This window comes from Kutzneria kofuensis (genome assembly GCF_014203355.1).
Taxonomy (GTDB): Bacteria; Actinomycetota; Actinomycetes; order Mycobacteriales; family Pseudonocardiaceae; genus Kutzneria; species Kutzneria kofuensis.
Genome location: NZ_JACHIR010000001.1, coordinates 3,162,328 through 3,172,923, shown reverse-complemented (window position 1 = coordinate 3,172,923; position 10,596 = coordinate 3,162,328). Strand labels below are relative to the sequence as shown.

Genomic DNA, 10,596 nt, shown 5'->3' with positions numbered 1-10,596 from the left:
CGTGAGTCTCACCCTCGGCATCGTCGGTCTGCCCAACGTCGGCAAGTCGACCCTGTTCAACGCGCTGACCCGCAACGACGTGCTCGCCGCGAACTACCCGTTCGCCACCATCGAGCCCAACGTGGGCGTCGTCGCGCTGCCCGACCCGCGGCTGGACAAGCTCGCCGAGATCTTCCACTCGGAGAAGATCGTGCCGGCCACCGTGTCGTTCGTCGACATCGCCGGCATCGTCAAGGGCGCCTCCGAGGGTGCCGGGCTGGGCAACAAGTTCCTCGCCAACATCCGCGAGGCCAACGCCATCTGCCAGGTCATCCGCGTGTTCGACGACCCCGACGTGGTGCACGTCGACGGCCGGGTCGACCCGTCGTCCGACATCGAGACGATCAACACCGAGCTGATCCTGGCCGACCTGCAGACCCTGGAGAAGGCGCTGCCGCGGCTGGAGAAGGAGGGGCGGACGCACAAGGACCGCCGGCCCGCCTTCGAGGCCGCCGCCAAGGCCAAGGAGATCCTCGACGGCGGCCGGACCCTGTTCCAGGCGCAGGCCGACGTCGACGTGTCGCTGCTGCGGGAGCTCAACCTGCTCACCGGCAAGCCGTTCCTGTACGTCTTCAACGCCGACGAGACCATCCTCACCGACGAGGCCCGGCTCAAGGAGCTGCGCGAGCTCGTCGCGCCCGCCGACGCCGTGTTCCTCGACGCCAAGGTCGAGTCCGAGCTCATCGAGCTCGACGCCGAGTCCGCCCGGGAGCTGCTGGAGTCCATCGGCCAGCACGAGCCCGGCCTCGACGCCCTGGCCCGCGCCGGCTTCCACACCCTCGGCCTGCAGACCTACCTCACCGCCGGTCCCAAGGAGTCCCGCGCCTGGACCATCCCGCAGGGCGCCACCGCCCCGCAGGCCGCCGGCGTCATCCACACCGACTTCGAACGCGGCTTCATCAAGGCCGAGGTCATCTCCTACGACGACCTCGTAGCGACCGGCTCCGTCGCCGCCGCCCGCGCCGCCGGCAAGGCCCGGATGGAGGGCAAGGACTACGTCATGGCCGACGGCGACGTCGTGGAGTTCCGCTTCAACGTCTGACCGTCGTCGGCGGCCAGCGGGTCGCGTTCACCGGGGCGTATATGGGTGGAAGGTCCCGGCGGTCGCGTTTACGGTTCGCGGGTGCTCATCCGTGACGCCGGGGACGGCGACTGGCCGCTGATCTATCCGTTCTTCGCCGAGATCGTCGCCGAGGACAAGACCTATGCCTTTCCCGACGGCCTCAGCCTCGACGAGGCGCGTGGCTGGTGGATGGAGACGCCGCCGGGGCGCACGGTCGTCGCCGTCGACGGCGACGACATCCTCGGCAGCGCCAAGATGGGGCCCAACCGTCCGGGCCGTGGGTCTCACGTCGCGACCGCCAGCTTCATGGTCGATCCCCGTCACCGTGGCCGGGGTGTTGGACGCAACCTCGGCCTTCACGTGATCGAGTGGGTGCGCTCGGCCGGCTACCGCAGCATCCAGTTCAACGCGGTCGTGGAGACCAACAGCACCGCGGTCGGTCTCTGGCACTCGCTCGGCTTCCGGACCATCGGCACTGTCCCCGAGGCCTTCGACCATCCCGACCACGGACTGGTCGGCCTGCATGTGATGTGGCTGGACCTGTCGGCATGACAAAGGGGCCGCTGCGGATGCAGCGGCCCCTTCGTGTTGGTACGGCGTCAGTTCTCGGTGTTGCGGTGCCGCGCGGCGTAGATGATCACGCCGAAGGCGGCGGCGAGGATGAGCAGGCCGGCGGCGCCGGCGAAGATCAGGTCGCCGTCGCCCTGCTGGGACTGGGCGGCGACCTGGGGGCTGGGCGACGCGGCCTGGGCCTGCACGGCGAACAGCACGGCGAGAACGACGGCGGCGGCGCTGGCGGCCGCGGTGCGACAGAACTTGATCACTTCGAATCCCCTTGTACGGCTTCACTACGAACGACGCACGGGAAGGGGTGATCGTTGCCCGGGTAGCCGACGTCACAACAAACCGATGCCGCGGGTGGGGACCGCTGGATGGCGCGTGGGCGCGGACAGGTGGATGGCGCGGGTGGGCATCGGTGATCGTCGCCGGGTAGCCCAGGTCACAACCTGAGATTCCCCTGTGGACTTCCGCCGGCCGGCACGAACCGAGGTGGGCTCGACGTTAAAGGGGGTGTAAGGCCGACAAGGAGGGCCATCATGACCACTGCATTCGCCAACAACCCGGCGGCGTCCGCGCTGCCCACCCCGCCCACCGGCTGGCCGATCGGCTCCTACGACACCTACGAGCAGGCGCAGCGGGCGGTCGACTTCCTCGCCGACCGGGACTTCCCGGTGCAGGACATCACCATCGTCGGCGTGGAGCCGATGCTGGTCGAACGCGTCGCGGGCAGGCTGAGCTGGGGCCGCGTGCTCGGCGCGGCGGCGGCCTCGGGCGCCTGGTTCGGACTGTTCGTCGGCATCCTGCTGTCGCTGTTCACGATCGGCGGCGGTTGGCTGCCGATCGTCATCGGCCTGGTCGGCGGCGTGGGCTCCAGCATGATCTTCGCGGCGATCAGCTACGCCTCGACCCGGGGCAAGCGCGACTTCGTGTCGCAGAGCCAGCTGGTGGCCCGCCGCTACGACGTGCTGTGCCAGCCGCGCAACGCGGAGGCGGGCCGCAACCTGCTCTACTCGCTCGGCTGACCGAGCAGCTCCAGCACCCCGTCGATCTCGCCGGCGAGCGTCACGTCCAACGCCGTGATGCCGCCGGCGCTGTGCGTGCTGCACCGGAACGTCAGGGTCCGCCACCGGATGTCGATGTCGGGGTGGTGGTTGTCGTTCTCCGCGATCTCGGCGATCCGGTTCACCGCCTGGATCGCCTCCGGGAAGCTGCCCAGTTCCACGATGCGGATGATCGCATCGCCGTCCTGCCGCCACTGGGCCAGCCGCCCCAGCGCCTCGGTCACCTGATCGTCCGTGAGCAATTCCGCCATGCCGTCCATGGTGGTCCCGACCACGCCGGAACGCAGCGTAAGCTCCGGGTGAGCCACGGGAGTCCGGTGTCGCCGGGCTGAGAGGAGAGCGGGCGAGCTCTCGACCGTAAGCACCTGATCCGGATCATGCCGGTGGAGGGAGGCACTACGGGCGACCTCGCGCGACGAGGTCACCTGGAGGAGAACTTGACCCGGACGGCACGGCTGGCCGCGCTGGCGCTGACGGCCACGATGGTGGCGGGTTGTTCGCTGGTCGGCGGCGGTGAACAGGCCCCGAGCCAGCACACGGTCACGCTGGTGACCCACGACTCGTGGGCGGTCGACAAGACCCTGTGGGCGGACTTCCAGAAGACCTCCGGCATCACGGTCAAGGTCAGCATGAACGGCGACGCGGGCGCGCTGACCAACAAGCTGGTGCTGACGAAGGCCAACCCGATCGGCGACATCGCGTACGGAGTGGACAGCACGTTCGCCTCCCGGGCGGTGTCGGCGGGCGTCTTCGCCCCGTACACCAGCCCTGACGCGAGCCAGGGCCCGCAGCGGTACCAGTTCGACGACTCGCACCGGCTGACGGCGATCGACGTCGGCGACGTCTGCCTGAACGTGGACACGGGCTGGTACGCGGCGCACAACCGGCCGGCGCCGTCCGGTTATGCCGATCTCACCGACCCGAAGTACAAGGGCCAGACCGTGGTGGAGGACCCGTCCACCTCCTCGCCGGGCCTGGCGTTCCTGCTGGGCACGATCAAGCAGTTCGGCGCGGACAACTGGCCGGACTACTGGTCTAAGCTCAAGGCGAACGACGTCAAGGTCGACTCGGGCTGGGACGAGGCGTACAGCCAGGACTTCTCCGGCTCCTCGGGCAAGGGGCCGCGCCCGATCGTGGTGTCCTACGCCTCCTCGCCCGCCGACGAGATCGGTGACGACGGCAAGCCGCGCACCAAGGCCCTGCTGAACACCTGCTACCGCCAGGTCGAGTACGCGGGCGTGCTGGCCGGCGCGAAGAACCCGGATGACGCCAAGAAGGTCCTGGACTTCCTGATCTCGCAGAAGTTCCAGGAGCAGGTGCCGGGCAGCATGTACGTCTACCCGTCCCGGTCCGGCGTGTCGCTGCCGGCTGCCTGGAAGACGGCGGCGCCGCTGCCGGACGCGCCGGCGCAGCTGCCGGCGGACCAGGTGGACGCCAACCGGGAGAAGTGGGTTCAGCAGTGCCGAACGCTGCTGCAAGGCTAGTTCTGCCGCTGCTGGCGCTGGTCCCGATCGGTTTCCTTGGCCTGTTCTTCGCCTGGCCGGTGGTGTCGATCGTGGGTATCGGGCTCGGCGGCAGCGGCGCGGCGGACGTGCTGGCCAGCGGCGAGACCTGGCGGCTCGTCGCGTTCACGCTCGGCCAGGCGGCCGCGGCGACGCTGGTGGCGGTGCTCGCGGGCATGCCGCTCGCGTACGTCATGGCGCGCTGCGAACTGCCGGGTGTGGGCCTGGTGCGCACGCTGATCCTGGTGCCGTTCGTGCTGCCCACGGTGGTGGTGGGCCTGGCGTTTCGGGCCCTGCTGCCGGACGGTGGCGTCCTGTCGATCGTGCTGGCCAACGCGTTCTTCAACGTCGCGGTCGTCGCGCGGACGGTCGGCGGGCTGTGGGCGCACACGGATCGGCGGGCCGAGGAGGCGGCTCGGGCGCTGGGCGCGTCACGGTGGCGGGCGTTCACGTCGGTGGTGCTGCCGGCGATCGCGCCCGCGATCGGGTCGGCTGCCGCGGTCGTGTTTCTGTTCTGTGCCACCAGTTTCGGCGTTGTTCTGATGCTCGGCGGGGCGCGCTACCGGACGTTGGAGACGGAGATCTACCTCCGCACGGTCGACCTGTTCGACCTGCCCGGCGCGGCGGCGTTGTCGATCCTGCAGGTGGTCGCGGTGATCGCGGTGCTGCTGATCGGCGCGTTCGCGCGTCGACGCCGTGAGACGGCGTTGAAGCTGCGGGGTCGCCTGGAGACGGCACGGCGGCCGGTCGGCGGCGAATGGATCGTGGTCGGCGCGGCGCTGGTCGTGGTGATCGCGCTGCTGGTGCCGATCGTCGGCCTTGTCGCCCGGTCACTGACCACAATGGACGGTTGGCGGGCGTTGGCGGGCACCGGCGATTCCGGCACGCTGGAGGTTTCGGCCTGGGACGCGGCGTGGAACTCGATCCGTGCGGCGACCGACGCCACCATCCTTGCGATGCTGCTGGGCGTGACGGCGGCCGTCGTGCTGTCGCAGCTCCGTCGAGGACGTGCGGTGCTGGGCGAGACGCTGGACCTGGCGCTGATGCTGCCGCTGGGCGTGTCGGCGGTGACGGTCGGCTTCGGCTACCTCGTCACGCTCGGCGATCTGCCCTTCGACCTGCGCACATCGCCGCTGCTCGTGCCGTTCGCGCAGGCCCTGGTGATCACGCCGCTGATCGTGCGGACGGTGTTGCCGGTGCTGCGGGCGATCGACGAGCGGCTGCGGCAGGCCGCCGGCACGCTCGGCGCCGGGCCGTTCCGCGTGTGGCGCGAGGTCGACCTGGCGTTGGCCTGGCGGTCGCTGATCGCCGCGGCCGGCTTCGGATACGTGGTCGCGCTGGGTGAGTTCGGCGCGACGAGTTTCCTGGCGCGGCCGGACGCGCCGACGCTGCCGGTGGCGATCGCGCGGCTCATCGCCCGGCCGGGCGAGCTGAACAACGAGATGGCGTACGCGGCGTGCGTGGTGTTGATGCTGGTCACCGTGCTCGCCGTCGTGCTGATCGAGCGGTTGACGCCGGCGGTTGGGGAGTTCTGATGGCACTGGAACTGCAGGGCTTGTCCGTGCGCTACGGCGCGATCGCCGCCGTGTCCGATGTGGACCTCAGTGTCGCCGACGGCGAAGTTGTCGCGCTGCTCGGTCCGTCCGGCTGCGGCAAGTCGACGCTGCTTCGGGCCGTCGCCGGTCTGGAGCGGCCCGCCGCCGGCACGATTCGTTGGGACGGCGTCGATCTGGCCGGCGTCGCCGTGCACCGGCGGGACTTCGGGCTGGTGTTCCAGGACGGGCAGTTGTTCCCGCACCGGGACGTCGCCGCGAATGTCGCGTTCGGCATGCGCATGCACCACGTCGACCGCTCCGAGCGCGCCGCCCGCGTCGACGAGTTGTTGGCGCTCGTCGGCCTTGCCGGCTACGGCGAACGCCGCGTCACCGAGCTCTCCGGCGGCGAGCAGCAGCGGGTGGCGCTGGCCCGGGCCCTGGCTCCCAAGCCCCGCTTGCTCCTGCTCGACGAGCCACTGTCCGCTTTGGACCGTGCCCTGCGCGAGCAGCTCGCCGTCGACCTCGCCGCCCTGCTGCGCGCCACCGGCACCACTGCTCTCGTCGTCACCCATGATCACGACGAGGCCTTCACCCTCGCCGACCGTGTCGCCCTCATGCAGGCCGGCCGGATCCGCCAGGTCGGGCCGCCCGACGAGGTCTGGCGCCGGCCCGCCGACGACGTCGTCGCCGGCTTCCTCGGCTGCACCACCTTCGTGCCCGCCGAGGCCGACCACGACCTGGTCAGCAGCCCCCTCGGCGCGGTCCCGCTGCCCGGCGCCGGCGATGGTTCCGTGCTACTCGGCCTTCGTGCCAACGCCTTGCGCACCGACCCGGCCGGCTTCGTCCACGGCGAGGTCGTCCAGCGCCTCCACCGCCGCGATCACGCCCGCTTGCTCGTCCAGCTCACCGGTGACGGCGTTCCCACCGCCCCCGTCGAGGCCGTCGCCCCCGTCGCCGGCGCCCCCGAACCCGGCGACGCGATCCGCCTCGCCCTCGACCCCGACGGCATCGCCCTCACCGGCCAGGCGCGCGGTCGTACGCGATAAACCCGGCGACACCGCTGATCGTCCCCGCGATACTCGCCGATATGGAAGAGGTCGAGGTCGTCGTCGCCCACAACGAGCGTGCGACCCTGCGTGTCGGCGACGTGTTCCTGAAGATCGACCCTGATCAGACGCGCATCGACGTCGAGGTCGAGGCGATGGCCATGGCGCCGATCCCGACTCCGGAGGTCCTCTGGCGCAAGCCGCCCGTGCTCGCACTCGCCGCCCTCTCAGGCACGGCACTCGGCCGCCTCGGCGAGCCGTCGACCGCGTCGTCGGCGGCGTGGGCCGCGGCGGGTGCCGCCGCACGGATGCTGCACGACGCGCCGCTGCCGCCGTGGCCCGGTCGGAGCCTCGACGAGATCGCGGCGCGGCTCGACGGCGAATGCGCGTGGCTCGTCACCAATGGTGTCCTCCCCGCCGACCTGGTCACGCGCAACCGCCAGGTCGCCGAGGCCGCGCTCCGCCCGTGGACACCGGTGTTCACGCACGGCGACCTCCAGCTCACCCACGTGTTCGTCGACGGCGACGAGATCACCGGCGTGATCGACTGGTCCGAGGCGGCCCAGGGCGATGCCCTGTTCGACCTCGCCATCTTGACGCTCGGGCACGAGGAGCGCCTTGGCGACGTCGTCGCCGGCTACGGCACCGACGTCGACCTCGACGTGATCCGCGCTTGGTGGTCGCTGCGAAGCCTGGTGGCGGTCCGCTGGCTGGTCGAGCACGGCTTCGACCCGGCCGCGCCGGGCTGCGAGGTCGACGTGCTGAGAGCCCGGCTGTGATCTCCGCACAGGGTGGCTGTGGACCAGCCCAGCCACCCTGTGGACAACTAGCCGTCCTTGCTTGACAGGCGGGCGTAGGCGACGGAGAGGCCGATGAGGAGGTAACAGGCGGCCTTGAGGGTGCTGTCGAGCAGGCCGTCCCACGGCATGGGGTCGCGGAGGACGTCGGTCATGGTGCCCCAGCTGCTGGTGAGCAGGTACGGCTGGATCCAGTCGAGCTGGGGGATGACGGTGAGGATGGCGAACACCAGGGCCCCGGCGAGGGTGGCGGCCATGACCACCAGGGGGTGCTCGGTGAAGGCGGACACGGCCAGGGCGATGGCGGCGACGGCCCAGACCTGGAAGGTGACCCATCCGACGGCGAGCCCGATGCGGGCGAGGGCGTCGCCGAAGCTGAGGGTGTTGCCGGTCAGGGTGATCAGCCCGTCGGTGCCGACGAGCACGACGCCGGTGACGAGGCCGACGAGGGCGATGGACAGGGCGGCGATGAACACGACGGCGCCGACGCCGAAGGCCTTGACGCCGAGCAGCCGGGCCCGGCTGACGGGGGCGATGAGCAGTCCCCGAAGGGTGCCGTGGGCGGACTCGCCGGCGAGGGCGTCGGCGGCGGACATGGCGCCGAGCAGCGGAAGCAGCATGGCCAGCAGCAGCGTCAACGACAGCACCGGCAGCACGAAGCCGTTGCCGATCAAGATGGTGAACAACGAGCCGGGCCCGTTCCCGCCGGGACCGGCCCCGGCGTTGCCGGCGATGACGGTGCCGACGCCGATGAGCACGGGCACCAGGGACAGCAGCACGATGGCGATGATGGTCCGAGGCCGGCGAAGCACCCAGCGCAGCTCGGACGCGAGCAGCCGACCCAGCGGCGCCCGGACCGGGCGGTCCAGCGCGGGCCGGTCCACAACGGCGGCGGTCATTGCGTCTCCCCCTCGGTGAGCTGGGCGAACAGCTCCTCCAGCCCGGTCCGCCGCCGACGCACCTCGTGCACGCCGGCACCGGCCTCGACCAGCACCCGAACCACCTGCGGCGCGGTGGTGCCGATCAGCTCGACGAACAGTCCGTCCTCTGTGGACCGTGCGGCGATCCCGTTGTCACGGAGCGAGTCCAGCGACAGCTCGACGTCCGGAGTGGACACGATCAGCGCGGGAGCGCCGGCCTCGAGCAGCTCGGCCAGCTCGCCCTGGGCGACGACGGAACCCTTGTGCAGCACGGCGACGTGCGTGCAGGTGGCCTCGATCTCGGCCAGCAGGTGGGAGCTGACGAGCACGGTGGTGCCGGCGCCGTGCAGCTCGGCGATGACCCGCCGGATCTCCCGCGTGCCGGCGGGGTCGAGGCCGTTGGTGGGCTCGTCCAGCACGACGAGCCGCCGGGGCAGCAGCAGCACGGCGGCGAGCCCCAGCCGCTGCTTCATACCGAGCGAGTAGCCGCGGTACCGGCGGTCGGCCGCGTCGGAAAGGCCGACTCGCGCCAACGCCTCCTCGACCGACGACGCGATCGCCGGCGTCTCCATCAGCGGCTCGGCGGAGGCGACGCGGCGCAGGTTCTCCCGCCCGGACAGGAACGGGTGGAAGCCGGGCCCCTCGACCAGCGCGCCGACGTGCGGCAGCGTGATCTGGGCCCCGCTCGGCATCGGATGCCCGAGCAGCTCCACCTCGCCGTCGGTCGGCTGCACGAGCCCGAGCAGCATCCGGATGGTGGTCGTCTTGCCCGACCCGTTCGGGCCCAGCATCCCCAGCACGGCGCCTTCGGGCACGTCCAGGTCCACCTGGTCGACGGCGACCGTGCTGCCGTAGGTCTTGCGCAGGCCCCGAGTCCGCGCCGCGAGGGTGGGGGCGGCCAGCGCCGCCCCCACTCCCGGCTCCACGAGGGAGGTGCTGGTCACTTCACGCTCGCCAGGGCGTCGACCAGAACCTGCTGGGGCACGGCGCCGACGGCGACCCGGCCGTCGTCGAGGATCAGCGCGGTGCCGACCGCGGTGCTGATCTCGTAGCCCGAGCCCCACGGCCCGCTGACGCGCTTGCCCAGCTGGCCGAGCAGCTTGGACGGGTCGATGCTCTGGCCCTCCTTGGCCTTGCCCGAGGAGCCCAGGGTGCCGGCCGGCAGCTTCTGCACCAGCACGGTGTCCCAGCCGGTGCCGACGAACTGAGGCTCCGGCAGGTCCTTGGCCGCGCCGGCCGCCTTGTCGGCCTGCTTCTGCGCGTCGCCGGTGACGACCTTGGCGTTGGCCGGCGGCGTGAAGGTGAACAGCGCCGGGTCCTGCTTGCCGATCTCCAGCTTGGAGAAGCCGATCTGCGCCACCGGCTGCGCGTTGCCGTTGGCCAGCACGCTCAGCTGCAGCGGAATCTTCGTCTCCGAGTCGACGGCGATGCGCACCTCGCGCAGCATCGTGCGCTCGGTCGGCTTCGGCGCCAGCACCAGCTCGTACGCGGAGCGGCCGGCGACGGTCGCGGTGCCGTCCACCTTCACCGTGCTGTCCTTGTTGATCAGCGCGATGACCTGCTTGGCCGCCTGCGCCGGGTCGGTGGCGACCTCACCGCTGGAGGGCTTCTCCGGGTGCGCCTTGTCCGGCGCGCCGGTCTCCTTGCGCACGGTGTTGTTCGACGACGTCCAGTCCCACACCGTGGTGCCGTCGAACACAACGGTCTCCTCGGACGTTCCGTTGGGCAGCGAGATGCGGCCCTTGCCCTGGCCGTCGGTCCAGACCTGCGTGCTGGTCGAGCCGTTGCTGAGGAACCGCGCCGCCTGCCCGAGCGACGGCATCGCCGGCAGCCCCAGGTTGTTGGTCGCGGTCACGGTGCCGGCCAGCGCCGGCACCGACTTGGTGGTCAGCACGGACTGCACCAGGTCCTGAGCGCTGACCTGCGGCAGCACGGGGGCGGGTCCCGCACCGGCCGGCATCGCGAGCACCCCCAGCCCGACCACGCCGGCCAGCACGCCGGCCGCCCCGACGACCAGACCTGCCTTCTTCCCGTTCATGGGTCCCCTCCCGGTCACGTCTCCAGTGAACGCT

General features: G+C 71.2%; 12 protein-coding genes and 1 riboswitch. Of the genes, 7 read left to right on the top strand and 5 right to left on the bottom strand.

Going from position 1 to position 10,596, the window contains the following annotated elements; all coding sequences use genetic code 11:
- The first annotated feature begins 1 nt into the window (after window position 1).
- Both ychF and BJ998_RS14400 read left to right on the top strand, forming a co-directional pair.
- Entirely contained in the window at window positions 2-1,081 is a 1,080-nt protein-coding gene (gene ychF / locus BJ998_RS14405; protein ID WP_184862003.1) for a redox-regulated ATPase YchF, read from the top strand.
- Window positions 1,082-1,162: 81 nt separating this feature from the next.
- Window positions 1,163-1,654, top strand: a complete 492-nt coding sequence (locus tag BJ998_RS14400; protein WP_184862001.1) for a GNAT family N-acetyltransferase — start codon at window positions 1,163-1,165, stop codon at window positions 1,652-1,654.
- 47 nt (window positions 1,655-1,701) lie between these two features.
- On the opposite strand, the gene BJ998_RS14395 is transcribed toward BJ998_RS14400, so the two are convergent.
- Window positions 1,702-1,926 (bottom strand): hypothetical protein, encoded by a 225-nt coding sequence (locus BJ998_RS14395; RefSeq protein WP_184861999.1) that lies wholly within the window; start codon window positions 1,924-1,926, stop codon window positions 1,702-1,704.
- 273 nt (window positions 1,927-2,199) lie between these two features.
- Between BJ998_RS14395 and BJ998_RS14390 the strand changes: the two genes are divergently transcribed.
- Window positions 2,200-2,685: a YflT domain-containing protein gene (locus BJ998_RS14390; protein ID WP_184861997.1), complete on the top strand. Its 486-nt coding sequence runs from the start codon at window positions 2,200-2,202 to the stop codon at window positions 2,683-2,685.
- Here the strand turns inward: BJ998_RS14390 and BJ998_RS14385 are convergent.
- Window positions 2,670-2,975, bottom strand: a complete 306-nt coding sequence (locus BJ998_RS14385; RefSeq protein ID WP_184861995.1) for a 4a-hydroxytetrahydrobiopterin dehydratase — start codon at window positions 2,973-2,975, stop codon at window positions 2,670-2,672. The genes BJ998_RS14390 and BJ998_RS14385 overlap by 16 nt on opposite strands.
- A 45-nt stretch (window positions 2,976-3,020) precedes the next feature.
- A riboswitch (TPP riboswitch) is annotated at window positions 3,021-3,133 on the top strand.
- Between the two features lie 73 nt (window positions 3,134-3,206).
- On the opposite strand from BJ998_RS14385, the gene BJ998_RS14380 reads away from it, so the two are divergent.
- The 4 genes from BJ998_RS14380 to BJ998_RS14365 are packed head-to-tail and all read left to right on the top strand — an operon-like array spanning window position 3,207 to window position 7,586.
- The gene (locus tag BJ998_RS14380) at window positions 3,207-4,208 is read left to right on the top strand and encodes a thiamine ABC transporter substrate-binding protein (RefSeq protein ID WP_246489213.1); all 1,002 of its coding nucleotides are present in this window, start codon (window positions 3,207-3,209) and stop codon (window positions 4,206-4,208) included.
- Window positions 4,184-5,761 (top strand): ABC transporter permease, encoded by a 1,578-nt coding sequence (locus tag BJ998_RS14375; protein WP_312890113.1) that lies wholly within the window; start codon window positions 4,184-4,186, stop codon window positions 5,759-5,761. Before BJ998_RS14380 ends, BJ998_RS14375 begins: the two co-directional genes overlap by 25 nt.
- The gene (locus BJ998_RS14370; protein WP_184861991.1) at window positions 5,761-6,807 is read left to right on the top strand and encodes an ABC transporter ATP-binding protein; all 1,047 of its coding nucleotides are present in this window, start codon (window positions 5,761-5,763) and stop codon (window positions 6,805-6,807) included. Before BJ998_RS14375 ends, BJ998_RS14370 begins: the two co-directional genes overlap by 1 nt.
- Window positions 6,808-6,848: 41 nt before the next feature.
- The gene (locus BJ998_RS14365) at window positions 6,849-7,586 is read left to right on the top strand and encodes an aminoglycoside phosphotransferase family protein (RefSeq protein ID WP_184861989.1); all 738 of its coding nucleotides are present in this window, start codon (window positions 6,849-6,851) and stop codon (window positions 7,584-7,586) included.
- A gap of 47 nt (window positions 7,587-7,633) precedes the next feature.
- On the opposite strand, the gene BJ998_RS14360 is transcribed toward BJ998_RS14365, so the two are convergent.
- Genes BJ998_RS14360 through BJ998_RS14350 form a run of 3 tightly spaced genes read right to left on the bottom strand, consistent with a single transcriptional unit; the run spans window position 7,634 to window position 10,562 of the window.
- Window positions 7,634-8,503 carry an ABC transporter permease subunit gene (locus BJ998_RS14360; RefSeq protein WP_184861987.1) on the bottom strand — a complete coding sequence of 290 codons (870 nt, stop codon included), beginning with the start codon at window positions 8,501-8,503 and terminating at the stop codon, window positions 7,634-7,636.
- Window positions 8,500-9,468, bottom strand: coding sequence for an ABC transporter ATP-binding protein (locus tag BJ998_RS14355; RefSeq protein WP_184861984.1), 969 nt, complete (start codon window positions 9,466-9,468; stop codon window positions 8,500-8,502). The genes BJ998_RS14360 and BJ998_RS14355 overlap by 4 nt, the downstream gene beginning before the upstream one ends.
- Window positions 9,465-10,562 (bottom strand): LolA family protein, encoded by a 1,098-nt coding sequence (locus BJ998_RS14350; RefSeq protein WP_184861982.1) that lies wholly within the window; start codon window positions 10,560-10,562, stop codon window positions 9,465-9,467. Before BJ998_RS14350 ends, BJ998_RS14355 begins: the two co-directional genes overlap by 4 nt.
- Between the last annotated feature and the right edge of the window lie 34 nt (window positions 10,563-10,596).

What these genes read in the sequence shown, in the direction of transcription:
- BJ998_RS14390 (WP_184861997.1), top strand. Translation starts at nt 2,200, where the DNA reads ATGACCACTGCATTCGCCAACAACCCGGCGGCGTCCGCGCTGCCCACC.
- BJ998_RS14385 (WP_184861995.1), bottom strand. Translation starts at nt 2,975, where the DNA reads ATGGCGGAATTGCTCACGGACGATCAGGTGACCGAGGCGCTGGGGCGG.
- BJ998_RS14380 (WP_246489213.1), top strand. Translation starts at nt 3,207, where the DNA reads ATGGTGGCGGGTTGTTCGCTGGTCGGCGGCGGTGAACAGGCCCCGAGC.
- BJ998_RS14370 (WP_184861991.1), top strand. Translation starts at nt 5,761, where the DNA reads ATGGCACTGGAACTGCAGGGCTTGTCCGTGCGCTACGGCGCGATCGCC.
- BJ998_RS14365 (WP_184861989.1), top strand. Translation starts at nt 6,849, where the DNA reads ATGGAAGAGGTCGAGGTCGTCGTCGCCCACAACGAGCGTGCGACCCTG.
- BJ998_RS14360 (WP_184861987.1), bottom strand. Translation starts at nt 8,503, where the DNA reads ATGACCGCCGCCGTTGTGGACCGGCCCGCGCTGGACCGCCCGGTCCGG.
- BJ998_RS14350 (WP_184861982.1), bottom strand. Translation starts at nt 10,562, where the DNA reads ATGAACGGGAAGAAGGCAGGTCTGGTCGTCGGGGCGGCCGGCGTGCTG.